Raw genomic sequence first — 25158 nt, forward strand, 5'->3', positions numbered from 1 at the left:
GGATGCCGCGGATGGCGACAGGCTACGTCTTTCACGAACAGTTGATGTGGCATGACACCGGCTCCAGCGCCGACATGATGCCGCCCGGCCGTTTCGTGGAGCCTGGCCGGCATCTGGAATCGCCTGGGTCGAAGCGCCGGCTCAACAACCTCATCCAGGTGAGCGGCCTGTCACGTCATCTGGTGCCGATCATTGCCGAGGCAGTGACGGTCGAGGACCTGCTGCGCGTGCACACGCAGCGCCATATCGACGATATCCGCATGCTCAGCGAACGCGGATCCGGTTTCGCCGGGCCGCAGGCGCCGATCGGCCCCAACAGCTTCGATATTGCCTTGCTGTCCGCCGGTACCACCTATGCGGCGATGCGCGCGGTGCTGACCGGCCGCGTCGACAATTCCTATGCGCTGGCGCGCCCGCCCGGGCACCATGCCGAACCCGATCAGGCGATGGGCAACTGCCTGTTCTCCAACATCGGCGTGTCGGTGCGCCGGCTGCAGCATGAAGGCCTGCTCGGCCGCGCCGCGGTGGTCGACTGGGACGTGCATCATGGCAACGGCACCGAGACGGTGTTTTATTCCGACCCGTCGGTGCTGACGATTTCGCTGCACCAGGACAATCTCTATCCGACCGGGCGCGGCTCGCTGGCCGACAATGGCAAGGGCGAAGGCGAAGGCTACAACATCAACATCCCGCTGCCGGCCGGCAGCGGCACAGGCGCCTATGAAGCGAGCTTCGACCGGGTCGTCGCCCCGGCGCTGCGCGCCTACAAGCCCGACCTCGTCATTGTCGCTTCCGGCTTCGATGCGTCGGGCTTCGACCCGCTCGGCCGCATGATGCTCAACAGCGAGTGCTTCCGCCGTCTTGCCGCGCGCATGGTGGCGCTGGCCGCTGAAGTCTCGAACGGCCGCCTGATGATGACGCATGAGGGCGGCTACTCCGAAGGCTACGTACCGTTCTGCGGCCACGCCGTCATCGAAACCTTGGCCAACCATCGCACCGAAGTGGTCGATCCCCTATCGGACCATATCGACGAATGGGCCGGCCAGAATTTGCAGCCACACCAAGCCCAGGTAATCGAAGCCGCCGAGGGCCTGATCGCGGGCCTGCGCCAACGCCTCGCCAGCGCGGCCTGACGCGATGGACTTTGTCGTCACCACGCTCCTCAACGCGCTGACGCTGATCAGCATCCTGATGCTGGTCGGGCTCGGGCTGGCGATCAGCTTCGGCCTGATGAACGTGACCAATCTGGCGCATGGCGAGTTCGTCACCGTCGGCGCCTTCGCGGTCTATTTCGTCCAGAGCATCGGCGGCTCCTTCTGGGTGGGGCTGCTTGCCGCCCCGATCGCTGGCGCGATGGTCGGCTGCATCCTGGAATTCGCCATCATCCGCCATCTCTATTCGCGGCCGGTCTCGACCGTGCTCGCCACCTGGGGCGTCAGCCTGATCCTGCAGCAAGGGCTGGAGCTGACCTTCGGCCTCGGCGCCAAGCCGGTGACGCCACCGATCGAGGGCACGTTCGACCTGTTCTTCACCGTCTATCCGGCCTACCGGCTGATCCTGATCGCCATCGCCATGCTGACCTTGCTCGGGGTGGTCCTGTTGATCAGCCGCACATACTTCGGGCTCGACATCCGCACCGTCATCCAGAACCGGGAAATGGCCGAGGGCGTCGGCATCAACACGCGCCGCACCTATGCCATCGCCTTTACCTTCGGCGCGGCAATCGCCGGCCTGGCCGGCGGGTTGGTCGCGCCGCTGGCGATCGTACTGCCGCAGATGGGGGTAAACTATCTCGCCAACGCCTTCTTCGTCGTCATCGTCGGCGGTGTCGGCTCGATCGGCGGCCTCGTCGCCGGCAGCGTCTTCGTCGGCGGGCTGACCAGCATCCTCAATTACCAGATCTCGCCATCGCTGGCGCAGGCGATCGTGCTGCTGGCGGCCATCGTTGCCGTGCGGCTGCGGCCAAACGGCCTGTTCAACGGAGCGTCGCGATGATCGCCCGCGACCGCAACTGGCTGCTGATCTTCGCCGTCTGCGTGGCGCTCGCGGTTCTCTATCCCTTCATCGGCGACGGCTATCAGTTGACGGTGATCCGCGACGCGCTGATCTTCGGGCTGTTCGCGGCGAGCCTCGATTTCTTCTGGGGTCGCACCGGCATATTGTGCTTCGGCCACGCCGCCTTCTTCGGCATTGGCGGCTACCTCATGGCGCTGGTCACGCTCAACGACGCCATTCCTTTCGCCAGCCTGTTCGGCATCATGGGCGCGGTCACGGGTGCGGCCTTCGTCGCCGCCATCATCGGCTACTTCCTGTTCTTCGGCGGCATACGCGGCAGCTACTTCACCATCGTCACCCTTGCCATGGGCGTCATCTGCCAGCAGGCCGCGGTCTCCTGGAGTTCGGTCACCGGCGGCGACAGCGGCCTGATCGGCATCCCGCCGATCGCATTCGATATTGGTGGCCTGCATATCGACCTCAGCCAGGACCTGCCGAGCTACATCTTCGTCGCGGCCATCGTCGCTGTGGCCGTGCTGGCGCTGTGGTCGATAAGCCGTGGCCGCTGGGGCACGGTGCTGACCGCAATCCAGGACAATGAGGTCCGGGCGGCAGCACTTGGTCACAATGCACCCTTGCGGCTGCTTGTCACTTTTGTGCTTTCAGCAGCCATCGCCGGGCTTGCTGGCGCGCTCTATGTCTGCATGGCGGGGCTTGTGGCGCCAGATCTCTCCGGCCTGCTGCTGTCGACGGAAGTCATCGTCTGGGTGGCGGTCGGCGGGCGCGGCACGCTGCTTGGCCCGGTGCTGGGCGCCATCGCCATCCAGCGCGCGCAGCAGACCATCAGCAGCTTCAATCCGAGCCTGTGGCCCCTGCTGCTCGGTTGCGTCTTCGTCGTCATCGTCTTTGTGCTGCCGGACGGCATCCTGTCGATCTACGCGCGGCTGAAGAGCCTGTTCAAAGGCCGGAGGCACGCGCGATGAGCGACGTCCTGCTCCAGGCCGAAAATGTCGGCATCCGCTTTGGCGGGCTGCAGGCGCTGGAAGGGTTGAACCTGACGGTGCGCGACAAGGAGCTGTGCTGCATCATCGGGCCGAACGGTGCCGGCAAGAGCACATTCCTCAACCTGCTGACCGGCACGCTTCGCCCGACCAGCGGCAGCGTCCGTTTCCTCGGCCACGACATTGCCGGCCTGCCGCTGCACCGCATCGCCCGGCTCGGCATCGCCCGCAAGTTCCAGATTCCGTCGGTTTTCCCCAGCCTCTCGGTTGAGGACAATCTCAAGGTCGCACGGTGGGGCGCCCCCTCGCCGGCTCGCCCGATCGGCGAGTTGATGGAACTGGTCGCGCTGACCAATCGTGCCGCCACGCTGGCCGGCGAACTCGCGCATGGCCAAAAGCAATGGCTGGAAATCGGCATGGCGCTGGCGATCGAGCCACGGCTGCTGCTGCTCGACGAGCCGACGGCCGGCATGACGCCGCAGGAGACGCTTGCCACAGCCGAAATGCTGCTGCACCTGAAGGGTGAGTTTTCTATCGTCGCCGTCGAGCACGACATCCGCTTCGTGCGGGCGCTGAACTGCCAGACGCTGGTGCTGCATCAGGGGCGCCGGCTGCGAAGCGGTCCCTTCCACGACATCGAGGCCGACGAAATGGTCCGCGACGTGTATCTGGGGAGGCGCTGACCATGCTGCGCACGCTTGCCGTCTCTGCCGGCTACGGCCTGCTCCCGGTGCTGAACGGCATCGATATCGGCGTGGCATCCGGCGAAGTCGTCGGCCTGCTTGGCCGCAACGGCGCCGGCAAGACGACGCTGCTGCGCGTCATCGCCGGCGCCTTGAAGGCGAGCGGCGGTGCTGTGGTTCTCGGCGACCAGGATCTCACCAATGCTCCGGCCTTCCGCCGCGCGCGGGCGGGCATCGCGCATGTGCCGCAGGGCCGCGGCATCTTCAACCAGCTGACCGTGCGGCAGAACCTGGAGGTCGGCACCCGTGCTGCCCGGGACCGCGGCGACGGCAACATTCCAACGGACATTTTTGGCTATTTTCCCATCCTGCGCGAACGCGAGACGCAGGTTGCCGGCACGCTCTCGGGCGGCCAGCAGCAGATGCTGGCGATCGGCCGCGCGCTGTGCGGCCTGCCGTCGGTGCTGCTGCTCGACGAGCCCTCGGAAGGCATCCAGCCGAACATCGTGCAGTCGATCGCCGAGCTGGTGCCGCGCATCGCGCGCGAGCGCGGCATCGCCATCGTTCTGGTCGAACAAAATCTCGATCTCGTTCTCAAGGCCGCCGATCGCTGCCTGGTGATGGAGAAAGGCAGGATCGTGCACGAGGGCACGCCGGAAGCATTCGCCGACGAGACCCTGCTGAAGGACCTCTTGGCTTTGTAAGGCGTGCATGGGGCGCGCCTGGGATTGGAAGGGAACACAACAATGATAAGCAGAAGAACTATTCTGAAATCCGGCGGCGCCGCGGCCGCCTTCGCCATGGTCGGCGCGCCGTCGATCCTGCGCGCCGCCGACACCGTCAAGGTCGGCCTGTCGATCCCGATCACCGGGCTGCAGGCTATCCTCGGCGAGACGCTGCTCAATTGCTACAAGCTCGCCGCCGCCGAACTCAACGCCGCCAACGGTATTGGCGGCCGCCAGGTCGAGCTGTTCATCGAGGACAACCAGACCACGACCAAGGGCTCGATCGACAAGGCGCGCAAGCTTCTCAACGAGGACAAGGTCGACGTCATCATGGGCACGATCATTTCGCCCGAGCGCAGCGCCACGCTGTCGGTGACCTCGAAGGCCAAGAAGCTGTTCTTCTATCCCACCAATTTCGAGGGCGGCGAGTGCAACCGCTACTTCGTCGCCACCGGGCCGATCCCGATGCAGCAGGTCGACCCGATGATGCCGTGGGTGGCCGAAAACCTCGGCAAGACCATCTACATCATGGCGTCCGACTATGCCTGGCCGCAGAAGATGACCGAGGCGATCACCGCGGCTTACGAAAAGGCCGGCGGCAAGATCATCGGCGCCGACTACTATCCGTTCGGCACCACGGATTTCGGCCCGGCCTTCCAGAAGATCAAGTCGCTTAAGCCCGATGTCGTCTGGTCGATGGTGGTCGGCAACGACGCCGTCACGCAGCTCAAGCAGTACCGCAGCTTCGACATCAAGCAGCCGCTGATCGCGCCGCTCGACGAGGTCTTCAACAAGGACGCGCTGCCGCCTGGCGTCGCCGCCGGCACCTACGCGCCGCAGCCCTACTGGATGGCGCTCGACAATCCGGTCAACAAGAAGTTCATCGCGAGCTTCCGCGAAAAGTTCGGCCAGGAGAAGATGGTCAACGGCATCGGCGAGGCCGGCTATAACGGCCTGCATCTCTATGCGCTGGCCGCCGAAAAGGCCGGATCGCTGAAGGACGACGATGTGCTCAAGGCGCTGCCGACGATCGAGTTCGACGCGCCGCAAGGCAAGATCCGCGTCGATGCCTCGAACAACCACACGCTCTGCCATTCCTATGTCGGCAAGGCGGCGGCGGACGGCATCGGCTACGAGATCGCCAAGGATTTCGGCACCATCGCGCCGGTAACCCCTTACTGCAAATTGTAGGCATCAACCGATCCTGACGGCAGTGTTGCCGCTGCCGTCAGGTCGCCTTTGGCGCCGGCAGCCGCTCGCGCAATTCGTCTACAAGCACCCTGGTGTTTTCGGAATAGTCGATCGGCACGACGACGAGGTGGACCCCGCCGCCGGTGAAGGCCTGTTCCAGCGTCGGTTGCAGGTCGGCGATCGCGCCGACCCTGGTCCCCGTGGCGCCATAGGCTTCGGCGTATTTGACGAAGTCGGGATTGCCGAAAGTCATGCCGAAATCCGGGAACTCGTCGACCGCCTGCTTCCAGCGGATCATGCCATAGGCGTGGTCTTCCAGCAGCAGGACGACCAGGTTGAGCTTGAGCCTGACGGCGGTCTCCAATTCCTGGCTGTTCATCATGAAGCCGCCGTCGCCGCAAATGGCCATGACACGGCGCTGGGGATAGAGCAAAGCCGCCATCATCGCCGACGGCAGGCCAGCGCCCATGGTGGCGAGCGCATTGTCGAGCAGCAGCGTGTTGGCCATGCGCGTGCGGTAGTTGCGCGCGAACCAGATCTTGTACATGCCGTTGTCGAGCGCGAGGATCCCGTCGGCCGGCATCACCGCGCGCACGTCGTGCACGATGCGCTGCGGCGTGAAGCGGTCTTCGGTGGCGCGCGCGGCGATGCGGCTCAGAATGCCTTCGCGCAGCGGCAACAGCGCTTGCGCATTGTGGATCTTGCCTTCGACGCGATCGGCCAGCAACGCCAGCGACGGACCGAGGTCGCCGACGATCTCGGCCTGCGGGAAATAGACCTGCTCGACATCAGCTGAATGGTAACCGACATGGATGACCTTCGGCCCGTTGGCGCCCATGATGAAGGGCGGCTTCTCCACCGTGTCGTGGCCGATGGTGATGATCAGATCGGCCTGCTCGATGGCTTCGTGCACATAGTCGCGTTCCGAAAGCGCCGCCGTTCCCATGTAGAGTTCGGTGCCGCCGGGCACGGTGCCTTTGCCCATCTGCGTGGTGAAGTAGGGGATCTGCGTGCGCAGCACGAATTGCGCGATGTCAGGGGTGACGCGGGGTCGTGACGCCGCCGCGCCGAACATCAGCAGCGGACGCTTGGCCTCGATGATCATGCGGGCGGCGCGATCGAGCGCGTCCGCGCTGGCTATGGGCAGGTCGACCGGGTGTGTCGGCACCAGCGCGATCGGCTCGCACTGCGCCGCCGCGATGTCTTCCGGCAGCTCCAGATGCACGGGGCCGGGGCGCTCCTCCTGCGCGACGCGAAAGGCTTCACGCACCAGCGACGGGATCATCCTGGGCGAGACGATCTGGCGCGACAGCTTGGTCAGCGGCTTCATCGCCGCGACGATGTCGACGATCTGGAAGCGCGCCTGCCGCGACGACAGGATGCCCTTCTGGCCGGTGAGCATGATCATCGGCATCGCGCCGAGCAGCGCATAGGCAGCACCTGTCGTCAGATTGAGCGCGCCCGGACCAAGCGTGGTGATGCACACACCCGGCTTGCCGGTGAGCCTGCCATAGGTGGCGGCCATGAAAGCGGCCGCCTGCTCGTGGCGGGTCAGGATCAGCTGGATCGAGGAGCGGCGGATGGACTCGACGATGTCGAGATTCTCTTCGCCTGGAATGCCGAAAATCCGATCGACCCCTTCGTTCTCGAGGGCCGCCACGAACAGATCCGAACCCTTGGTCATCAACCGTCTCTCCTGCGATGCGCGCATTCCGCCAGCCACCTTCATATGGCAGGGAAGGCGATGCCGCAAAGAGGGCTAGTCACCTGCTGGCGATCACGCCATCATTTTAGGCAGTGCGGCCGCCAACGCGTCGACGGCCAGCCGCACCTTGAGCGGCAGATGCGGCGTCTGCAACCAGAGCGCATGACAGTCGTAGGGATAGCGCGGCTGGTCCGGCAACAGCTCGACCAGCGTGCCGGCCTGGATTCGTTCGCGAACCAGCCAATGAGGCAGCCACGCCAACCCCATGCCGCCGACGGCGGCATCGGCGATGGCATCGAGATCGTCGAGCCGCAGCCGGCCGTTTGGCATGAGTTCGAGCGCGGCTTGTCCCTCGCGCGGAAACAGCCAGGGCTGAGTGATCATGCCGAGCCGTCGGTAGACAATCGTCTGATGACCGGCGAGGTCCTCGATCCGCCGTGGCTCGCCATGAATTTCCAGATAGGAAGGCGCGGCACAGACGACCATGTCCTGGCGTGCAACGCGGCGCGCAATCACGCCGGCTTTGTCGTCCAGTTCACCGGTCCGGATGGCGAGGTCGTAGCCATCCTCGGCGAGATCGGCGAAGCGGTCGGTCAGCGACAGGTCGAGCTCCAGCATCGGATACCGCCGCGCCAATTGCAGCAATAGTGGGGTCACGCAGTGGCGGCCGAAATGCGCCGGCATGGTGACGCGCAATCTTCCCCGCGGTTCCGAGAGTTGATCGGCAGCAAGCGCATCGGCGGCTTCGGCCTCGGCCAGCACCAGCCGGCACCGCTCATAATAGGCGCGGCCGAAATCGGTCAGGCTCTGGCGCCGCGTGGTCCGGTTGATGAGACGCACGCCAAGCCTGTCCTCAAGAAACCGGACATGCTTGCCGACCATCGGTCCGGATAGATCGAGCACGGTAGCCGCCGCCGCGAACGAGCCGAGATCAACGGCCCTGACGAACACGGCCATGCTTTCAAGCCTATCCATTTTCGAAACTCCTGGTTTCTACTGCACAATCCAAACAGCCATTTATCGCAAACAGGCTTCGCCTCATAACTCATTCGGTTCAAATAATTTGGAGTGAGCTGAATGACCCGTATCGTCCGCTTCCACCAGCATGGTGGTCCCGAGGTCCTGCGCATTGAGGAAGTCGACCTTCCCCCGCCGGGCCAGGGCGAGGTTCAAATCCGCGTCAAGGCGCTTGGCCTCAACCGCGCCGAGGCGCTGCTGCGCGCGGGCAGCTATATCGAGACACCCGCGCTGCCCTCAGGGCTCGGGCTGGAAGCGGCAGGCGTCATCGAGACAATTGGCGAAGGCGTGACCGGGCTGAGCCCCGGCGACGCCGTCAGTGTCATCCCGCCGCAATCGATGGTTCGCTGGCCGGCTTACGGCGAGCTTGTCACCTTTCCCGCCGGGCTCATCGTCAAATACCCGCCGTCCCTCGACTGGCGGACGGCGGCGGCGATCTGGATGCCATACCTCACCGCCTATGGTGCGTTGATCGACATCGCCGGGCTGGGTGGACAAGACTTCGTCGTCATCACCGCCGCCTCCAGCAGCGTCGGGCTTGCCGCGATCCAGATCGCCAACAGGGTTGGTGCGACAGCGATCGCGGTGACGCGGACGTCAGCGAAGAGGAAAGCACTGCTCGACGCCGGCGCAGCGTATGTGGTGGTGCTCGAGGAAGAGGAACTGGCGGAAAGACTGAGCCAGATCGCAGGGCCGCAAGGCGTACGCATCGTGTTCGATCCGATCGCCGGGCCAATCTTCGAGCCGCTGACAGCGGCCATGTCGTCGGGCGGCATTCTGATCGAATATGGTGGCCTCAGCCGGGAGCCGACGCCATTCCCGTTGCCTGCGGTACTAGGCAAGACACTGACGTTGCGCGGCTATCTCGTCCACGAGATCACCGGAAATCCGGAGAAGTTGGAGGCTGCCAAGGCATTCATCCTCCAAGGGCTCGAGGACGGCACGCTGAGGCCGATCATCGACAGAACGTTTCCCTTCGACCAGATCGTCGAGGCGCATCGCTATCTCGAATCGAACGAGCAGTTCGGCAAGATCGTCATGACGGTTTGACCAGTAATCATTCTCACCGGCAATATTACCCCTTGAAGGCGCCGCCCCGCATTCCTAAATCCCGAATGCGGGCCGGGCCCCTCTGACTGTCGCTTTCGGCGACCGTGATGTCGGACCGCTATAACGGGCCCCTTTCCATTCTTTTCGGTCGAGCGGGCTCATTCCTTCATTGGTTCGGAGCCCCTGATGACATCATCTCTGCTTGGTATGGTTTGCCCCTCCTGCCGCGTCGCGCTCGTGATGAGCGAACGCCAGGGGATCGAGATCGACTACTGTCCGCAGTGCCGCGGCGTCTGGCTCGATCGTGGCGAACTCGACAAGATCATCGAGCGCTCCGGCAGGGATGCGCCGCCCGCGCCGCAGCCACAGCCGGCAGCATTCTCCCAGCCGCACCATGGCCGGGACCGCGATGACGACTATTCCCGCTCGCATGGCCAACGCTATCCGAAGCGAAAGAAGTCGTTCTTCGAAGAATTGTTCGATTGACCGCATGACGCCCGCCACCCGGCCGACGTTTTGCTGAAATTTCCGAAACCACATCGACAAAGGTCACCCCGATGACTTCCCGCACAAGCCGATTTGCCGCCCTCTTCGCTGGACTGTTCCTTGCCTTCTCCATGGTCGCGATCGATCATGCCGAGGCGCGGCGCGGCGGCAGCTTCGGCAGTCGCGGCACGCGCACCTTCCAGTCTGCACCGCCGACCAGGACCGCGCCGGCGCCGACCGCGCCGGTCGAGCGTTCGATGACACCCAACACCGGCGTGAACAATACTGCCCGGCAGCCGCAGGCCGGCCCGCAGCGGCCTGGCTTCATGAGCGGCTTCGGCGGAACGATGATGCGCGGCCTGCTGCTCGGCGGCTTGATCGGACTGCTCGTGGGCCAAGGCTTCGGCGGCCTCGCCGGCATGTTCGGATTCCTGCTCCAGGCCCTGCTCATCGGTGGCGCCATCATGCTGGCCATCCGGTTCTTCCGGTCGCAATCCGCGCGTGGTCCCGCGCCGGCGCTCGCCGGCATGGGCAATGCCCAGGCTTCGCGGTTCGAGAACCGCGCAACGGCACAGAAGGAGACCGGAACCGGGGGTTCCTTCACGATTCCCGGCTTTGGCGGCGGCTCGGGCGGAGGCCATGAGGCCGCTCGCTCCGAGGAGATCACGCTGGCCCAGACGGACCTCGACGCCTTCCAACAGTTGTTGACCGAGGTCCAGGAAGCATTCGGCCGCGAAGACCATGCCGCATTGCGCCGGTCGGTTACGCCCGAGATGGTGTCCTATCTGTCGGAAGAACTGGCCGACAATGCCCAGAAAGGTCTCAGAAACGAAGTGTCCGATGTCACCCTGCTGCAGGCCGACATCGCGGAAAGCTGGCGCGAGGATGACCGCGACTACGCCACGGCCGCATTGCGCTACGAGTCTCGCGACGTGACGCGCGAACGGGCGAGCGGCAAGGTCGTCGACGGTGACGAGGATCATCCGACAGAGACGACCGAGTTGTGGACGTTCACGCGCCAGAATGGCTCGACCTGGAAGCTCTCGGCGATACAAGAGGCTTGAGTCCCGGCGCGCTTGCCGGCGATCAAGCCACGATCTTGACGCACATCGGCGTGCCGATCTCGATGGCGCGTCCGGTGTCGGTCAGCATGCCGGTGCTGGCATCGCGGACAAAGATCGATATGCGGTCGGCATTCTGGTTGGCCGAGAAGAGATGACCGCCCGACGGTGTCAGCGCCAGGTTGCGTGGCGTGGCACCCCCGCAAGGAACATAGCCGACAAGGCTCAAGCCGCCGGTCTCCTGATCGACCACCATGATGACGATGCTGTCGTGGCCGCGGTTGCCGCCATAGACAAAACGGCCATCCGGCGAGATCTGGATATCGGCGCAGTGGTTGGTCTCACGCGCCTCGTCCGGCACCGCCGGCTTGGTGTCGATGATCGACAACCTGCCGGTCGCATTGTCGAGTGTCATCGAGACAACTGTCGAATCCAGCTCGTTCATGACAAAGACGAAGCGGCCGTTCGGGTGCAGGGCGATGTGACGCGGACCGGCACCCGGTGGCAGTGCGGATTCTGCGAGCTTCACCAGACTTCCGTCCTGACCGATCCGGTAGGACACCAGCCGGTCGATGCCGAGGTCGGCTACGATTGCCGTTCCACCGGCAAGGGTTTCGTTGACGCTGTGGGCATGCGACCGCTCCTGCCGTGCCGCATTTGGTCCGGTTCCCTTGTGCGAAACGCTGGCCAGCGGCGCGGACAGTGCACCGTCCTTGTCAAAAGCATAGACCGCCACCGCCCGATCCGGGCCACCCTCCCCGGCGCCATAGTTGGCAACCAGGAGTTTCGTCCCGTCACGGGTGACGGTGTTGTGGGCGGTGATGCTGCCAAGGGCGGGCTGCTTGTTCAGATAGCTCAGCCTGTTCGAGGCCCGATCGAAGCTGTAGGCGGAGACAGTTCCCTCACGCCAGGTGGACACTTCCGAGTTGGCATAGAGGCGCGAACCATCGGGGGTGACCGACAGGAAGGTCGGGTTGTCGATGTCGTTGGTCTCGGCCAGCTTTTGAACGGCCAGCGTCCTTTCATCAAAACTGTAGACACCAAGACCAACACCGCGGGCGCCCTGAAAATACGGCGCCTCGCGGTTCAGACTGCCGACAAACACCAGACAGGCATTCCAGACACCGCGCATGATTTCCTCCTGCCTGCCCGCGCTGCCGCGCGCCAAACCCGGTCAAAATTTTGCCTGTCCTCGCTTGCAACGCAACCCCATATGTGAAAATAGTATTTACAAAAGAAGATTGACGGGAGGAGACGTCGTGCAGTCAGGCGCCTTGATGCGTGCTCGAATGATAGACCGGGCGTTCTCGCGAGACCGGTGGATTGCGCCATGAACGATTTCGCGCCAACCGTCGGCGTTGCCTCGACGCACCCTACGAACATGCCTGCCGATCATGCCGCCCTGCCGGTGTGGAACGCCGAGAACTGGTTTTACGAGGACTGGCCGGTTGGCCAGAAAATCCGTTCGTTGCGGCGCACCATGGCCGAAGGCGACAGCCACCTCTTCAACACGCTGGTGCTCGACATCCACCCCTATGTGCAGGACCAGATGTTTGCCGAGAGCGAGGGCATTTTCGGCAAACGGCTGATTGCCGGCGCGTTCGTCTTCTCGGCGGGCCTCGGGCTGGTCGCCACCAACTGTGTCAACGCCTTCTCCTACGGCTACGACAAGCTCCGCTTCATAAAGCCCGTCTTCATCGGTGACACGATCTATTCGATCCGCTCCAACCTCGACAAAAAGCCCCGCTACAAGGAGATGGGGCTGATCCGCGCCAGCTACGAGGTGTTCAAGGGTGAAGGCGAGCTGGTGCTCTATTGCGAACACCTGCAGACGGTGAAATACCGCAACCCTGCCGATTTCGCCGGCAAGACGGAGAAATGAAGATGCCGGCAGCAGCCGAATTGCCGCTTGCCGGCCTCGTCGTCGTCGACATGAGCCAATTCCTGTCCGGGCCGTACTGCTCGCTCAGGCTGCTCGATCTCGGCGCCCGCGTCATCAAGATCGAACGTCCTGACGGGGGCGACCTGTCGCGCCGGCTCTATCTCAGCGACACCGAGATCGGCGGCGATTCCACCATCTTCCATGCCATCAACCGGGCCAAGGAAAGCCTGGCCATCGATTTGAAGAACGAGGCGGACCTCAAGGCATTGCGCGGCCTGCTGGCCAAGGCCGATGTGCTGATCCAGAATTTCCGGCCGGGTGTCATAGAACGGCTCGGCCTCGATTACGAAGCCGTCCGCCAGATCAACCCGCGTCTGGTCTATGCCTCTATCAGCGGCTATGGCGAGGAAGGTCCCTGGGTCAAGCGGCCCGGCCAGGATCTGCTGGCGCAGTCGCGCTCCGGCGTGATGTGGCTGAACGGCGACGAGGACCAGGGGCCGGTGCCGTTCGGCCTCGCCATTGGCGACATGCTGGCGGGCGCGGCCTGCGCGCAAGGCATATTGGCCGCGTTGGTTCGGCGCGGCATCACCGGCCAGGGAAGCCATATCGAAACCAGCTTGTTGGAAGCGCTGGTCGACTTCCAGTTCGAGGTGCTGACCACGCATCTCAATGACGGCCGCCGCCTGCCCAGACGCTCAAGTTTCCGCAGCGCGCATGCCTATCTGTCGGCGCCTTACGGCGTCTATCCGGCCAAGGATGGCTACCTCGCCATCGCCATGACGCCGATCCCCAAGCTGGCCGACCTTTTGTCGCTCGGAGAACTGGCCCCCTATCGCGACAGACCGGCATCGTGGTTCACCGCGCGCGACGACATCAAGGCAATCATCGCGCGGAGAATTGCCACCAAGACCATCGACGAATGGCTTGATATCCTCGAACCAGCCGACATCTGGTGCGCCAAGGTGCTGACCTGGCCCGAGATGCTGGCAAGCGAAGGCTTCCAGTCGCTCGACATGCTGCAGACGGTGACGCGCGAGGATGATGTTTCCATCCTCACCACCAGTTCGCCGCTCAGGGTCGATGGGATCAGAGCCAAGGTCGACCGCGCGGCACCGCGCATCGGCGAACACAGTGCGAAAATCCGCGCGGAGTTCGGCCTGTGAGCGTGCATAAACTCAGGGGCATGACCTGGAGCCACCCGCGCGGCTACGACCCGATGGTCGCGTGTTCATCCTGGTGGGAGCAAAAAACCGGCGTTGCCGTCGAATGGGACAAGCGCTCGCTGCAGGATTTCGAATCTTTCCCGGTCGAGGAATTGGCGCGCGCCTATGATCTGATCGTCATCGACCATCCGCATGTCGGCCAGATCACGGCGGAGCGCTGCCTTGAACCGCTCGATGTCGCCGGCCGCGAGGCGGAGCGCGCGGCGCTCGCGTCGGGCAGCGTCGGCCAGTCCTATCCGAGCTACAACTGGCAAGGCCGGCAATGGGCGTTTCCGATCGACGCGGCGGCGCAGATGCAGGCCTGGCGGCCGGATGCGCTCGATGCGCCGGCAGCGACGTGGGGCGAGGTGCTCGATCTCGCCCGCCAGGGCCGTGTGCTGCTGCCGCTGCGGCCACCGCATTGCCTGATGACCTTCTACACGCTGGCCGGCAACCTCGGACGTCCTTGCGGGACCGACCCGTCCTACGATCTCATCGCTATCGAGACAGGCAGCGAAGTCTTCGAGAGGATGCGCGAGATCGCGGCGCTGCTCGACCCGGCCTGTTTCGACATGGACCCGATCGCCGTTTCGGAGCGCATGGCGGAGGCCGGCTCCCGCATTGTCTGCGCACCGCTGATCTATGGCTATGTCTCTTATGCGGCGTCGGGTTTTCGCGCGAACAGGCTGGCCTTTGCCGACATCCCGGTCATTGGTTCCGATGGTCCGATCGGCTCGGCACTCGGCGGCACGGGCATAGCCGTTTCAGCTTTCTCTGAGGCTAAAGAGGCGGCGATCGATTTCGCCTATTGGGTCGCCAGCTGCGATGTCCAGCGCGGCATCTATGCCGCCGCCGGCGGCCAGCCGGGCCACGCGGCTGCCTGGGAGGACCAGGCTGTCAATGAAGCGACCGGCAGCTTCTATCGGGACACGCGCGCAACGCTGGAGGGCGCCTGGGTGCGGCCGCGCCATGACGGCTACATGGCGTTCCAGCAAGCGGCGTCCGACCGCATCAATTCCGGGCTGACCTCCGGCCATCCGGCCGGCCAGGTCGTCGCCGAACTCATCAGCCTGTTCCGGGCCAGTACCCAGGCGCCCACCTGAGGGACCTGAACTGCATCGTTACTTCAACCGCCATAGCCTGCGGGCATTGCCCGACAGCAGCCCGTCGCGCTCCGCGACACTGCAGCCCGAAAGCAGCGCATGGGTCGCCGCCACCCAGGTCGACAGACCGCCGCCAAGCGTGCAAACGGGCCAGTCGCTGCCCCAGACGACACGGTCCCAGCCAAACGCACCGATCGTGTGTTCGACATAAGGCCGCAGCGTCTCGACGGTCCAACTGGCGGGATCGGCATAGGCGACCACGCCTGAAATCTTGGCCATGACGTTCGGACGCCGCGCGATCTCGCTCATATGCTCGCGCCAGGGATGCTCGGCGTTGCCCTTGATGTCGGGGACGCCGCAATGGTCGAGCACGAACTGGACATCGGGAGCCAGATCGGCGAGCGCGATCGCCCTGGGGATCTGGTGCGGCAGCACGACGAGGTCGAAGGTCAGGCCGGTGCCGCCAAGCCGCTTGATGTTGTCGCGGAACAATGCCCCTTCCGAAAGCTCATCCGGCACGACGTGAAGGACGCGGCGGAAACCCTTGACGAAGGGGTTTGCACGCTGGCGTTCGAGATAGGCAGGAAAGTCAACCTGTTCCGGTCGGCAGGATGCGATCACCCCGGCCAACATGCTGCCGGACTGCCGCGACAGGCCTTCGACACGGGCGGTTTCCGCCTCGATGTCGGCCGGATCGACATCGACCTCCATATGCAGCACGCGCCCGACACCGACACGCTGGGCCTCCACCGCATATTCCTCATAGGAGAAATCGCGGTTCAGCGCCGGCACGCCGGCAAGCCAGGGATAGTGCAGGGCCGAGCGATCGATGAGATGCAGATGGGTGTCGATGATCATGGCGAGGCTCCTCCGATAGCTTTTTTCAGATCATCTCACGGAGGAATTCTTCATTCAAATAAGAATTTACGCCGCTGAGCCGACAGCCGACCCGGCCAGATGCGACAGCTTTTCGCAGGTTGCCAGCAACAGCTCGATGGTCCGTGTGATATCGGGCGCGGACGGCGCATTGACCACCGTGATGTAGGGGATGGATAGCGCCGCGATGGCCTTGCCGTCGGAACCGCGCACCGGGGCCGAGAGGTTGAAGACGCCTGCCGTCTGCATGGAAGCCATCATCTCGTAGCCGCGGTCGCGGATCTGGTCGAGACGGGCGAAGAACTCGGCCGGCTGCGCCGTCTTGTCAGTGCTGCGGACGTGCTCCGAAATCATCATCTGGCGCTCTTCCGGCGAACGGAAGGCGAGCAGGACGTGGCCCGAACCGGTGTCGAACAGGCTGATGTGGGAACCGACGCGGATCGAGATTCCCCAGTAATTCGGCGCTTCCTGCTGGCCGATCACCACGGCGGAACCGCGATCAAAAACAACGAGTTGGTTGGCCTGTTGCGAGGTCTCGGCAAGCTCGCGCATCAGCGGCGTCGCATAGGAAACCAACCGCCGCACCGGCGCGTGCAGCTGGGCCAGGCCAAACAGCTTCAGCGTCAGCGAATAGCGGTCGCCATCGAGCCGCGTGACGTAGCCGCGCCGCACCAGCCGGTCCAGCATGCGGTAGAATTCATTGGGGCTGCGGTCGAGCTTCTTGGCGATTTCGGCCTGGGTCAGGCCCCCGTCGACGCCGGCCAGCAGTTCGAGGATGTCGAGCCCCTTGTCGAGCGCCGGCGCGCGGTAGCGCTCGTCTTCGCTGTCGTCCATGGCTCATCCCTCCAGTGAATTCAGCTCTTCATATACGCAGGAACGCAGCCGGCGGAAACAAATTTCGCCTTGACGTACGTATGAATGTTTTGTTTGTATATGAATGTAGCATCTTTTGTCACGTGACGAGTTGCGGGCGCCATCGAGGCGCACCCAGGGAGGATATCGATGAACAGACTGCTTTCCGGCGTGTGCGCCGGCGCATTGGTGCTTGCGTCAGGCGCAGGCGCAGCCCTTGCCGGCGACTTGCCCGGCAAGTTCGAAGGCGTGACCGTCGACGTGAAGCTGATCGGCGGCCAGCAATATGAAAAGCTCTACGAGCGCATACCCGAATGGGAGAAGGCGACGGGCGCCAAGGTCAATATCCTGACCAAGAAGAACGGCTTCGACATCGACAAGGAATTGAAGTCCGACATCGCCTCGGGCAGCACCAATTGGTGCGTCGGCTGGAACCACTCCTCGTTCGCACCGCAATATACGGGCCTCTACACCGACCTCAGCAAACTGCTGCCGAAGTCGGAGATCGACGCCTTTGTGCCGTCGACGATCAAGGCTGCAACCATCGACGGCAAGCTGGAGATGCTGCCGCGCGCGCAGTTCGACGTCTCTGCCCTTTACTACCAGAAGAACCTGTACGAAAACGCCGACAACAAGACCAAGTTCAAGGCGAAATACGGCTATGACCTGATGCCGCCGGACACCTGGAAGGAAGTCACCGACCAGGCCGAATTCTTCGCCAATCCGCCCAATTTCTACGGCACGCAATTCGCCGGCAAGGAAGAGGCGATCAACGGCCGCTTCTATGAAATGGTCGTCGCCGAGGGCGGCGAATATCTCGACAAGGACGGCAAGCCCGTCTTCAACTCCGAGGCCGGCATCCGGGCGCTCGACTGGTTCGTCAACCTCTACAAGGCCAAGGCCGTTCCGGCCGGCACCACCAACTATCTCTGGGACGATCTCGGCCAGGGCTTTGCCTCCGGCACCGTCGCCATCAACCTCGATTGGCCAGGCTGGGCAGGCTTCTTCAACGATCCGAAGTCGTCGAAGGTCGCCGGCAATGTCGGCGTCAAGGTCGCGCCGAAAGGCTCCGCGGGAGTGCGCACCGGCTGGTCGGGCTTCCATGGCTTCTCGGTGACCGAGAACTGCCCGAACAAGGAGGCTGCCGCATCGCTGGTGTGGTGGCTGACCAACGAGGACAGCCAGAAGCTCGAGGCCGCCGCCGGCCCGCTGCCGACCCGCAGCGCGGTCTGGGACTGGGACCTGCAGCAGGCGGCCAACGATCCCTACAAGAAGGAGGTTCTGTCGGCTTTCCAGGAAGAAGCCAAGCACGCCTTTGCCGTGCCGCAGACGCCCGAGTGGATCGAGATTTCGAACGCCGTCTATCCCGAGCTGCAGGCCGCGATCCTCGGCGACAAGACCTCCAAGCAGGCACTGGATGAAGCCGCCGCCAAGGCGACGCAGATCCTGCAGGACGCCGGCAAACTCTAACCAATGCTCCAAAGGCCGCCTCTCCCATCGTGAATGGGGGAGGCGATCGCGTCTTGCCGGTGCTGTTCACCGGGTCGGCCCTCGGCCCAACATTGCATGCCAGACACCAAAGGACCCCGATGAAGGGCTTCAAGCCATCCGCGCCATTCCTGCTGCTGCTTCCGGCTATCATCGTGCTGGCGGCGGTCGTCGTGGTGCCGTTGCTGCTCTCGCTCTATTCCAGCTTCACGCCGTTCCGGCTGACCAAGCCCGAGACGTTTTTCGTCATCGTCGGTTTCCGCAACTATCTTTCGATCCTGGCCAACACCGATTTCTGGTGGGCGTTCGGGCGCACGGTTCTGTTGCTGACGATCGCGCTCAATCTCGAAATGCTGCTTGGCCTCGGCCTGGCGATGCTGGTCGAGAAGGCGACGCGCGGGCAACGCATCCTGCGCACGCTGATGATGTTCCCGATGATGTTCTCGCCGATCCTCGTCGGCTTCCAGTTCAAGTTCATGTTCAACGACAATATCGGCCTGGTGAACAACGCCCTGCAGTCGCTTGGCATCACCAGGGATGCCATCCCCTGGCTGATCGAAGGCCATCTCGCCTTCATCGCCATCTCGATTGCCGAGATCTGGTCCTCGACGGCGATCTTCGCCATCCTGATCCTCGCCGGGCTGCTCGCCATGCCCAAGGAGCCGATCGAGGCGGCGCGCGTCGATGGCTGCACCCCGTGGCAGACATTCCGCTATGTGACGTGGCCTTTCGTCATGCCATTCGCCTACATCGCCATGACCATCCGCTCGCTCGATGTCGCGCGCGCCTATGACATCGTCAAGATCATGACCGACGGCGGGCCAGCGGGGCGCACCGAGCTGTTGTGGACTTTGGTGGCCCGCACCGCCTACAGCGACGGACGCATGGGCATGGCCAACGCCATGGCCTATTTCTCGATCCTGCTGTCGATCGCCTTCACCGTCTATTTCTTCAACAAGCTCGCCGCGGCGCGCACGCAGATCGGCGCTGAGTGGTGAAGGGCGGAGTGGTGAAAATGGACGAGAATTCTTCCGCCCGCCTGAAGCGCCGGCTCTTTGGTATCGTCTATCGCATCGGCCTGTTCCTGGCGATGCTGACCATCTGCCTGCCCGGCCTCTGGATCGTGCTGTCGTCGCTGCGGCCGACGGTCGAGATCATGGCCAAGCCGCCGGTGTGGATCCCGCAGGATATCTCGTTCGACGCCTATGTCGCGATGTTCTCAGGCATCGGCAAGGGCGGCATCCCGGTCATCGAATATTTCCGCAACTCGCTGATCATCTCCGTGACCTCGACGGTGATCGCGGTCGCCATCGGCATGGCCGGCGGCTATGCCTTCGCGCGTCACCGCTTCCGCGGCAAATCCAGCGTCTTCCTCGGACTGATGCTGACGCGCACGGTGCCGGGCATCGCGCTGTCGCTGCCGCTGTTCTTCCTCTATGTGCGGCTCGGCATCATCGACACGCATTTCGGCCTGATCCTCGCCTATGTCGCGCTCAACGTGCCTTTCACCATCTGGCTGATCGACGGCTTCTTCCGCCAGGTGCCGAAGGACCTTGCGGAAGCGGCGCAAATCGACGGCTGCACGCGCTGGCAGGCCTTCTGGCAAGTCGAGTTTCCGCTTGCCGGCCCGGGCATTGCGTCGGCGGCAATCTTTGCCTTCCTGACCTGCTGGAACGAGTTCGCATTGGCCTCGCAACTGACCCGCTCGGTCAGCGCCAAGACGCTGCCGGTCGGCCTGCTCGACTACACGGCCGAGTTCACCATCGACTGGCGTGGCATGTGCGCGCTCGCCGTGGTGATGATCATTCCGGCGCTCACCCTCACTTACATTGTCCAGAAACACCTTGTCGGCGGCCTGACCTCCGGCGCGGTGAAAGGCTGACCCCATGGCAACGGTTTCCCTCAAAAAACTGACCAAGCGCTACGGCAATATCGGGATCGTGCATGGCATCGATCTCGATATTACCGACCGCGAATTCATCGCGCTGGTCGGCCCGTCCGGCTGCGGCAAGTCGACGACGCTGCGCATGATCGCCGGGCTGGAAGAGATCAGCGCCGGCTCGATCGAGATCGGCGGGCGCGTCGTCAACGATTTGCCGCCGCGCTCGCGCAACATCTCCATGGTGTTCCAGTCCTACGCGCTCTACCCGCATATGACGGTGCGCGAGAATCTAGGCTTTTCACTCAAGATCGCCGGGGCCGCCAAGGAAGACATGGACCGCCGCGTTGCCGAGGCTTCGGCCATCCTCGGCCTCGACACACTGCTCGACCGCCGCCCGTCGCAACTCTCCGGCGGGCAACGGCAGCGCGTCGCGATGGGCCGCGCCATCGTGCGCGATCCCGATGTCTTCCTGTTCGACGAGCCGCTCTCCAACCTCGACGCCAAACTGCGCACGCAGATGCGCACCGAGATCAAGAAGCTGCACGCCAAGGTGCAATCGACGGTGATCTACGTCACCCACGACCAGGTCGAGGCGATGACGCTTGCCGACCGCATCGTCATCATGCGCGACGGCCACATCGAACAGGTCGGCACGCCCGACGAAGTATTCCGGCGGCCGGCGACACGCTTCGTCGCCGGCTTCATCGGCTCGCCGCCGATGAACCTGCACGAGGCGACGGTCGACAATGGCCAACTGGTTTTCGCCAGCGGCGAAAAGCTGCCTTTGCCCGCCCAGTTCAAGGCCAACGTCGCCACCGGCGACAAGGTCGTGTTCGGGCTGCGGCCCGACGACATCTATCCGACCGGCCATGGCATCAGCTCCGGTGGTGCCGCCGACGTGCATCAGATCGAACTGCCGATCACCGTCACCGAACCGCTCGGCAACGAGACGCTGGTGTTCGTCGAGTTCAACGGCAGCGACTGGGTCTCGCGCATGTTGAACCCGCGCCCGCTGAAGTCCGGCGAGCGGGTGACGATGAGCCTCGACCTGTCACAAGCGCATCTGTTTGCCGTCGACACCGGCAAGACATTGCGGAGCTGACCGACATGGCCAAGATCGAAAAGATAGAGTTGCGGATGGTGGACCTTGTGCCCAAGGTCAAGCGCACCGACGCTATCCAAAGTTTCGTCAGCCAGGAAACGCCAATCGTGACGATCACCGATTCCGACGGCGCGGTCGGCACCGGCTACAGCTACACGATCGGCACTGGCGGTTCCTCGGTGATGCGGCTCTTGTGCGACCATCTGGCGCCGCGCCTGATCGGGCGCGACCCCGACATGATCGAGGCGATCTGGCACGATCTGGAATTCGCCACGCATGCGACCACGATCGGCGCGATCACGGCGATCGCCATCGCGGCGATCGACACGGCGCTCTGGGATCTCAGGGCGAAGAAGCAGAACCTGCCGCTGTGGAAACTGGCCGGTGGCGCCAAGGACCGCTGCCCGCTCTACACGACCGAGGGCGGCTGGCTGCACATCGAAACGCAGGCGCTGGTCGATGATGCGCTCGCTGCCAAGGCCAAGGGATTTCGCGGCTCGAAGGTAAAGATCGGCAGGCCGCATGGGTCCGAGGATCTTGCGCGCCTGTCGGCGGTGCGCAAGGCGGTGGGCGACGGCTACGAGATCATGACCGACGCCAATCAGGGATTTTCGGTCGACGAGGCGATCCGGCGTGCGGCAAGGTTGCGCGAACTCGACCTCGCCTGGATCGAGGAGCCGCTGCCGGCCGACGACATAGACGGGCATATCAGGCTGTCGAACTCGACGCCGACGCCGATCGCGATCGGCGAGTCGCTCTATTCCATCCGCCATTTCCGGGAATACATGCAGAAGGGCGCCTGCTCGATCGTGCAGGTTGATGTCGGCCGCATCGGCGGCATCACGCCCTGGCTCAAGATCGCCCATGCGGCGGAGGCCTTCGACATTCCGGTCTGCCCGCATTTTCTTATGGAATTGCATGTCAGCCTGACCTGCGCTGTTCAGAACGGCAGGTATGTCGAGTACATTCCGCAACTCGATGAGTTGACCGGCAGGCACATGCGCATCGAGGATGGGCACGCGCTGGCGCCCGACGAACCGGGTATCGGCATCGACTGGGACTGGGACGCGGTGAAGAGCATGAGCATCGCCGAATTCACCACGACGATCACGGCATAAGGAGCTGATATGCAGCGGATGGGATTTGTACTGGGGCTAAAACCGGAAAAGGTCGATGAATATGTCCGCCTGCACGCCGCCGTCTGGCCTGACGTGCTGACAATGATTTCGGCCTGCAACATCAAGAACTACTCGATCTACCTGAAACGGCCGGAGAACCTGCTGTTTTCCAATTTCGAATACCATGGCACCGATTATGCCGCCGACATGGCCAAGATGGCCGCTGATCCCAGGACGCAGGAGTGGTGGGCGGTCTGCATACCTTGCCAGGAGCCGCTGGCGACACGCAAGGGGGGCGAGTGGTGGGCCGAGATGGACGAGGTTTTTCACCATGACTGAAGGGACTGAGGGCGGTTTCGACCCTGCCTCGCTCGTCCAGTCCTGGCCCAAACCCTCAAAGTCCCGGCCGATCGTCACCTTCGGCGCCGGCTCCATCGTCGGCGATGCGCATTTTCCGGCTTACCGGAAGGCGGGATTTCCGATCGCCGGCCTCTATGATCCGGACCAGGCCAAGGCGCGGGTCCTGGCCGACACATGGGGTGTGACGGCGTTCCGCTCGGCGGGAGAAGCCGCTGCAGTGAAGGACGCGATCTTCGATCTGGCAACGCCACCGGGGCGGCATGCCGAGATCCTGAAGGCTCTGCCCGACGGTGCGTTCGCACTGATCCAGAAGCCGATGGGCAACTATCTCGGCGAAGCAACCGAAATCATCGAAATCTGCCGCGCCAAGAAGCTCAAGGCGGCGGTGAATTTCCAGCTGCGCTTCGCGCCGATGATGCTGGCGCTGAAGGACGCAATCGCCAAGGGTTGGCTCGGCGAGGTCGTCGACTTCGACGCCTGGCTGGCGCTGGCGACGCCGTGGCAGTTGTGGGAATTCCTGCTCAAGGCGCCGCGCGTCGAGATCGCCATGCACTCGATCCACTATCTCGACCTGATCCGGCAATTGCTCGGCGATCCCAAGGGCGTGCATGCCAAGACGCTTGGCCACCCCAACCATAAGGTGGCGCAGACGCGCACCAGTGCCATTCTCGACTATGGCGACACGGTGCGCTGCGCGCTGTCGATCAACCACGACCACAAGTTCGGGCGCCGGCACCAGGCCTGCGAGTTCCGCATCAGCGGCACCGAGGGTGCGGCCTATCTGAAGCTCGGCCTCAACCTCGACTATCCCAAGGGCGAGCCGGATATTCTGGAGATCTATCCGAAAGGCGGGAGCGATTGGATATCAGTGCCTTTGGCCGGCGAATGGTTTCCCGACGCCTTCGTCGGCCGCATGGCCAATGTCCAGCGCTTTGCATCAGGCGAAGACGATGAGTTGATCAGCTCGGTCGACGACGCCTGGAACACAATGGCGCTGGTGGAAGCGGCCTATCGTTCGAGCGCGGCGCCTGCGACGCCGATCGCGGAAAGGCCCTGATGGAACAGATCACCTATTTCGAGGACTACGAGATCGGCTCGTCACGCCTCACCAGCGGCCGCACCATCACCGAGACCGACTTCATCGTTCATGCCGGCCACACCGGCGATTTCTTCCCGCACCACATGGACGCCGAATTCATGAAGACGACGCCGTTCGGCCAGCGCATCGCGCATGGCACGCTGGTGTTCTCGGTCGGCATCGGGCTGACGGCGAAGGTGATCAACTCTGTCGCCTTTTCCTATGGCTATGACCGGCTGCGCTTCATCAAGCCGGTGTTCATCGGCGACACGATCCGTACGCGCACCACCATCGCGGCCAAGGAGGACGATCCGAAGCGGCCTGGGTCGGGACGCGTGATCGAGCGATGCGAGGTCATCAACCAGCGCGGCGAGGTGGTGCTGGCGGCCGACCATATCTACATCGTCGAACGGCAGCCGGCGCAGAGCTGAGCTTCAGCGCCTACGAACCGGTGGCGCGCGCGGTGATGCGCTCCAGCCCAAGCAGCAGGACCAGCGTCGCCGCTACCAGGATCATCGTCAGTGCGGCACCGGCAAAGATGTCGCCGCGATCGGTGAGGCTGAAGATCGACACCGGCAGCGTCACCCAGCCCGGCGGATAGACCATCACGGTGGCGCCAAGCTCGCCCATGGAGAGCGCGAAGCTCAGCCCGAAGGCCGCAACCAGGTAAGGCGCGAGTAAGGGCAGCGTGACATGCCATAGCCGGTAGGCAGGCCTGGCGCCAAGGCTTGACGCGACTTGCTCGAAGTCGGGCGACAGCCGCGCCAGCCCGGCCGAGACGTTGCCGAAGGTGAAAGCCGAGATCAGCACGAAATGCGCGATCATGACGATGGCGATCGTGCCGTTGAGCAACAGCGGTGGATGGCTGAACGCAACCAGCAGGCGAAGGCCGACGGACACCGATGGCACGGCGCTCGGGATGAAGAACAGAAGGCCAAGCAGCCGCTTCAATGCGGGCCCTTGAAGGCGAAGCGACAATGCCGCCCAGGTGCCGCTGACCAGCGCCAATGCGCTGGCGAGAAAGCCTGTGACGAGGCTCGCCTTGACCGCGTTCCAGGCCGCGCCCCTGGCGACATCGGCATAGTGCTGCGTGGTCAGGCCATTGGGAAGCACGCCGTTCCATTGGTCGGCGAGGCTGGACAAGAGGATGACCGCCAGCGGCGCCAGGAACAGCACGCCGAAGATCAGCGCGAAGATCACCCAGGTGATCAAGCGGCCGGAGCGCGACCAAACCAGCATGGCTAGACTCCCAACCGGCCGGCGGCAAACCGGTAGAGACCGAACAGGCCGAGCGACAGCGC

At 63.8% G+C, this 25158-nt stretch carries 26 protein-coding genes; 20 read left to right on the plus strand and 6 right to left on the minus strand.

Annotated elements, in window-relative coordinates:
* The first annotated feature begins 11 nt into the window (after positions 1 to 11).
* From EJ077_RS23680 to EJ077_RS23705, 6 genes are read left to right on the plus strand one after another with little or no spacing between them, the layout of a single operon-like run.
* Positions 12 to 1133: a class II histone deacetylase gene (locus EJ077_RS23680; RefSeq protein ID WP_208696746.1), complete on the plus strand. Its 1122-nt coding sequence runs from the start codon at positions 12 to 14 to the stop codon at positions 1131 to 1133.
* A 4-nt stretch (positions 1134 to 1137) separates the two neighbouring features.
* A complete protein-coding gene (gene urtB / locus EJ077_RS23685; RefSeq protein ID WP_208696748.1) occupies positions 1138 to 1995 on the plus strand; it encodes an urea ABC transporter permease subunit UrtB in 858 nt (285 codons plus the stop codon).
* On the plus strand, positions 1992 to 2978 hold the full coding sequence (locus EJ077_RS23690) for a branched-chain amino acid ABC transporter permease (RefSeq protein ID WP_208696750.1): 987 nt from the start codon (positions 1992 to 1994) through the stop codon (positions 2976 to 2978). The genes urtB and EJ077_RS23690 overlap by 4 nt, the downstream gene beginning before the upstream one ends.
* Entirely contained in the window at positions 2975 to 3679 is a 705-nt protein-coding gene (locus EJ077_RS23695) for an ATP-binding cassette domain-containing protein (RefSeq protein WP_208696752.1), read from the plus strand. The genes EJ077_RS23690 and EJ077_RS23695 overlap by 4 nt, the downstream gene beginning before the upstream one ends.
* 2 nt (positions 3680 to 3681) lie before the next feature.
* Positions 3682 to 4383, plus strand: coding sequence for an ABC transporter ATP-binding protein (locus EJ077_RS23700; protein ID WP_208696754.1), 702 nt, complete (start codon positions 3682 to 3684; stop codon positions 4381 to 4383).
* Positions 4384 to 4425: 42 nt separating this feature from the next.
* Complete coding sequence (locus EJ077_RS23705) at positions 4426 to 5595, plus strand: substrate-binding protein (RefSeq protein WP_208696756.1); 1170 nt, start codon at positions 4426 to 4428, stop codon at positions 5593 to 5595.
* 37 nt (positions 5596 to 5632) lie between these two features.
* On the opposite strand, the gene EJ077_RS23710 is transcribed toward EJ077_RS23705, so the two are convergent.
* A complete protein-coding gene (locus tag EJ077_RS23710; RefSeq protein ID WP_208696758.1) occupies positions 5633 to 7279 on the minus strand; it encodes an acetolactate synthase large subunit in 1647 nt (548 codons plus the stop codon).
* A 93-nt stretch (positions 7280 to 7372) separates the two neighbouring features.
* Entirely contained in the window at positions 7373 to 8275 is a 903-nt protein-coding gene (locus tag EJ077_RS23715; protein WP_208696760.1) for a LysR family transcriptional regulator, read from the minus strand.
* Between the two features lie 102 nt (positions 8276 to 8377).
* Here EJ077_RS23715 and EJ077_RS23720 point away from each other — a divergent pair, with 102 nt between their 5' ends.
* From EJ077_RS23720 to EJ077_RS23730, 3 genes are all read left to right on the plus strand, one after another.
* The gene (locus EJ077_RS23720) at positions 8378 to 9367 is read left to right on the plus strand and encodes a zinc-dependent alcohol dehydrogenase family protein (RefSeq protein ID WP_208696762.1); all 990 of its coding nucleotides are present in this window, start codon (positions 8378 to 8380) and stop codon (positions 9365 to 9367) included.
* Positions 9368 to 9553: 186 nt separating this feature from the next.
* Positions 9554 to 9853, plus strand: a complete 300-nt coding sequence (locus EJ077_RS23725) for a zf-TFIIB domain-containing protein (RefSeq protein WP_167531354.1) — start codon at positions 9554 to 9556, stop codon at positions 9851 to 9853.
* A 71-nt stretch (positions 9854 to 9924) separates the two neighbouring features.
* Positions 9925 to 10917: a Tim44 domain-containing protein gene (locus EJ077_RS23730; protein WP_208696764.1), complete on the plus strand. Its 993-nt coding sequence runs from the start codon at positions 9925 to 9927 to the stop codon at positions 10915 to 10917.
* Positions 10918 to 10939: 22 nt separating this feature from the next.
* Here the strand turns inward: EJ077_RS23730 and EJ077_RS23735 are convergent, their stop codons facing one another.
* Positions 10940 to 12046: a lactonase family protein gene (locus EJ077_RS23735; RefSeq protein ID WP_208696766.1), complete on the minus strand. Its 1107-nt coding sequence runs from the start codon at positions 12044 to 12046 to the stop codon at positions 10940 to 10942.
* Positions 12047 to 12244: 198 nt separating this feature from the next.
* On the opposite strand from EJ077_RS23735, the gene EJ077_RS23740 reads away from it, so the two are divergent.
* The 3 genes from EJ077_RS23740 to EJ077_RS23750 are packed head-to-tail and all read left to right on the plus strand — an operon-like array spanning position 12245 to position 15101.
* Positions 12245 to 12796, plus strand: a complete 552-nt coding sequence (locus EJ077_RS23740; protein WP_208696768.1) for a MaoC family dehydratase — start codon at positions 12245 to 12247, stop codon at positions 12794 to 12796.
* 2 nt (positions 12797 to 12798) lie between these two features.
* Positions 12799 to 13959: a CaiB/BaiF CoA transferase family protein gene (locus EJ077_RS23745; RefSeq protein ID WP_208696770.1), complete on the plus strand. Its 1161-nt coding sequence runs from the start codon at positions 12799 to 12801 to the stop codon at positions 13957 to 13959.
* A complete protein-coding gene (locus EJ077_RS23750; RefSeq protein ID WP_208696773.1) occupies positions 13956 to 15101 on the plus strand; it encodes an extracellular solute-binding protein in 1146 nt (381 codons plus the stop codon). The genes EJ077_RS23745 and EJ077_RS23750 overlap by 4 nt, the downstream gene beginning before the upstream one ends.
* A gap of 18 nt (positions 15102 to 15119) precedes the next feature.
* Here EJ077_RS23750 and EJ077_RS23755 read toward each other — a convergent pair whose 3' ends face one another.
* Positions 15120 to 15959, minus strand: a complete 840-nt coding sequence (locus EJ077_RS23755) for an amidohydrolase family protein (RefSeq protein ID WP_208696775.1) — start codon at positions 15957 to 15959, stop codon at positions 15120 to 15122.
* Positions 15960 to 16025: 66 nt separating this feature from the next.
* Positions 16026 to 16811, minus strand: coding sequence for an IclR family transcriptional regulator (locus EJ077_RS23760; RefSeq protein WP_127870527.1), 786 nt, complete (start codon positions 16809 to 16811; stop codon positions 16026 to 16028).
* A 168-nt stretch (positions 16812 to 16979) separates the two neighbouring features.
* Here EJ077_RS23760 and EJ077_RS23765 point away from each other — a divergent pair, with 168 nt between their 5' ends.
* The 8 genes from EJ077_RS23765 to EJ077_RS23800 all read left to right on the plus strand — a co-directional run bounded on the left by EJ077_RS23765 (position 16980) and on the right by EJ077_RS23800 (position 24288).
* A complete protein-coding gene (locus tag EJ077_RS23765) occupies positions 16980 to 18299 on the plus strand; it encodes an ABC transporter substrate-binding protein (RefSeq protein WP_208696777.1) in 1320 nt (439 codons plus the stop codon).
* 119 nt (positions 18300 to 18418) lie between these two features.
* Entirely contained in the window at positions 18419 to 19315 is an 897-nt protein-coding gene (locus tag EJ077_RS23770) for a carbohydrate ABC transporter permease (protein WP_208696779.1), read from the plus strand.
* A gap of 17 nt (positions 19316 to 19332) precedes the next feature.
* Positions 19333 to 20199 carry a carbohydrate ABC transporter permease gene (locus tag EJ077_RS23775; RefSeq protein ID WP_208696781.1) on the plus strand — a complete coding sequence of 289 codons (867 nt, stop codon included), beginning with the start codon at positions 19333 to 19335 and terminating at the stop codon, positions 20197 to 20199.
* Positions 20200 to 20203: 4 nt separating this feature from the next.
* Positions 20204 to 21301 (plus strand): ABC transporter ATP-binding protein, encoded by a 1098-nt coding sequence (locus EJ077_RS23780; RefSeq protein WP_208696783.1) that lies wholly within the window; start codon positions 20204 to 20206, stop codon positions 21299 to 21301.
* A 5-nt stretch (positions 21302 to 21306) separates the two neighbouring features.
* On the plus strand, positions 21307 to 22419 hold the full coding sequence (locus EJ077_RS23785) for a mandelate racemase/muconate lactonizing enzyme family protein (RefSeq protein ID WP_208696785.1): 1113 nt from the start codon (positions 21307 to 21309) through the stop codon (positions 22417 to 22419).
* Between the two features lie 9 nt (positions 22420 to 22428).
* Positions 22429 to 22758: an L-rhamnose mutarotase gene (locus EJ077_RS23790; RefSeq protein WP_208696787.1), complete on the plus strand. Its 330-nt coding sequence runs from the start codon at positions 22429 to 22431 to the stop codon at positions 22756 to 22758.
* Positions 22751 to 23836 carry a Gfo/Idh/MocA family protein gene (locus EJ077_RS23795; RefSeq protein ID WP_208696789.1) on the plus strand — a complete coding sequence of 362 codons (1086 nt, stop codon included), beginning with the start codon at positions 22751 to 22753 and terminating at the stop codon, positions 23834 to 23836. Before EJ077_RS23790 ends, EJ077_RS23795 begins: the two co-directional genes overlap by 8 nt.
* Positions 23833 to 24288 (plus strand): MaoC/PaaZ C-terminal domain-containing protein, encoded by a 456-nt coding sequence (locus EJ077_RS23800; RefSeq protein WP_208703106.1) that lies wholly within the window; start codon positions 23833 to 23835, stop codon positions 24286 to 24288. Before EJ077_RS23795 ends, EJ077_RS23800 begins: the two co-directional genes overlap by 4 nt.
* 10 nt (positions 24289 to 24298) lie before the next feature.
* Here EJ077_RS23800 and EJ077_RS23805 read toward each other — a convergent pair whose 3' ends face one another.
* Positions 24299 to 25096 carry an ABC transporter permease subunit gene (locus EJ077_RS23805; protein ID WP_208696791.1) on the minus strand — a complete coding sequence of 266 codons (798 nt, stop codon included), beginning with the start codon at positions 25094 to 25096 and terminating at the stop codon, positions 24299 to 24301.
* Between the last annotated feature and the right edge of the window lie 62 nt (positions 25097 to 25158).

The organism is Mesorhizobium sp. M8A.F.Ca.ET.057.01.1.1 (assembly GCF_003952565.1).
Lineage (GTDB): Bacteria > Pseudomonadota > Alphaproteobacteria > Rhizobiales > Rhizobiaceae > Mesorhizobium.

Bases quoted from the DNA above. Each gene is read 5' to 3' on its own strand.
- EJ077_RS23680 (WP_208696746.1), top strand. From the start codon at position 12: ATGGCGACAGGCTACGTCTTTCACGAACAGTTGATGTGGCATGACACC.
- urtB (WP_208696748.1), top strand. From the start codon at position 1,138: ATGGACTTTGTCGTCACCACGCTCCTCAACGCGCTGACGCTGATCAGC.
- EJ077_RS23690 (WP_208696750.1), top strand. From the start codon at position 1,992: ATGATCGCCCGCGACCGCAACTGGCTGCTGATCTTCGCCGTCTGCGTG.
- EJ077_RS23695 (WP_208696752.1), top strand. From the start codon at position 2,975: ATGAGCGACGTCCTGCTCCAGGCCGAAAATGTCGGCATCCGCTTTGGC.
- EJ077_RS23700 (WP_208696754.1), top strand. From the start codon at position 3,682: ATGCTGCGCACGCTTGCCGTCTCTGCCGGCTACGGCCTGCTCCCGGTG.
- EJ077_RS23705 (WP_208696756.1), top strand. From the start codon at position 4,426: ATGATAAGCAGAAGAACTATTCTGAAATCCGGCGGCGCCGCGGCCGCC.
- EJ077_RS23710 (WP_208696758.1), bottom strand. From the start codon at position 7,279: ATGACCAAGGGTTCGGATCTGTTCGTGGCGGCCCTCGAGAACGAAGGG.
- EJ077_RS23715 (WP_208696760.1), bottom strand. From the start codon at position 8,275: ATGGATAGGCTTGAAAGCATGGCCGTGTTCGTCAGGGCCGTTGATCTC.
- EJ077_RS23720 (WP_208696762.1), top strand. From the start codon at position 8,378: ATGACCCGTATCGTCCGCTTCCACCAGCATGGTGGTCCCGAGGTCCTG.
- EJ077_RS23725 (WP_167531354.1), top strand. From the start codon at position 9,554: ATGACATCATCTCTGCTTGGTATGGTTTGCCCCTCCTGCCGCGTCGCG.
- EJ077_RS23730 (WP_208696764.1), top strand. From the start codon at position 9,925: ATGACTTCCCGCACAAGCCGATTTGCCGCCCTCTTCGCTGGACTGTTC.
- EJ077_RS23735 (WP_208696766.1), bottom strand. From the start codon at position 12,046: ATGCGCGGTGTCTGGAATGCCTGTCTGGTGTTTGTCGGCAGTCTGAAC.
- EJ077_RS23740 (WP_208696768.1), top strand. From the start codon at position 12,245: ATGAACGATTTCGCGCCAACCGTCGGCGTTGCCTCGACGCACCCTACG.
- EJ077_RS23745 (WP_208696770.1), top strand. From the start codon at position 12,799: ATGCCGGCAGCAGCCGAATTGCCGCTTGCCGGCCTCGTCGTCGTCGAC.
- EJ077_RS23755 (WP_208696775.1), bottom strand. From the start codon at position 15,959: ATGATCATCGACACCCATCTGCATCTCATCGATCGCTCGGCCCTGCAC.
- EJ077_RS23760 (WP_127870527.1), bottom strand. From the start codon at position 16,811: ATGGACGACAGCGAAGACGAGCGCTACCGCGCGCCGGCGCTCGACAAG.
- EJ077_RS23765 (WP_208696777.1), top strand. From the start codon at position 16,980: ATGAACAGACTGCTTTCCGGCGTGTGCGCCGGCGCATTGGTGCTTGCG.
- EJ077_RS23770 (WP_208696779.1), top strand. From the start codon at position 18,419: ATGAAGGGCTTCAAGCCATCCGCGCCATTCCTGCTGCTGCTTCCGGCT.
- EJ077_RS23775 (WP_208696781.1), top strand. From the start codon at position 19,333: ATGGACGAGAATTCTTCCGCCCGCCTGAAGCGCCGGCTCTTTGGTATC.
- EJ077_RS23780 (WP_208696783.1), top strand. From the start codon at position 20,204: ATGGCAACGGTTTCCCTCAAAAAACTGACCAAGCGCTACGGCAATATC.
- EJ077_RS23785 (WP_208696785.1), top strand. From the start codon at position 21,307: ATGGCCAAGATCGAAAAGATAGAGTTGCGGATGGTGGACCTTGTGCCC.
- EJ077_RS23790 (WP_208696787.1), top strand. From the start codon at position 22,429: ATGCAGCGGATGGGATTTGTACTGGGGCTAAAACCGGAAAAGGTCGAT.
- EJ077_RS23795 (WP_208696789.1), top strand. From the start codon at position 22,751: ATGACTGAAGGGACTGAGGGCGGTTTCGACCCTGCCTCGCTCGTCCAG.
- EJ077_RS23805 (WP_208696791.1), bottom strand. From the start codon at position 25,096: ATGCTGGTTTGGTCGCGCTCCGGCCGCTTGATCACCTGGGTGATCTTC.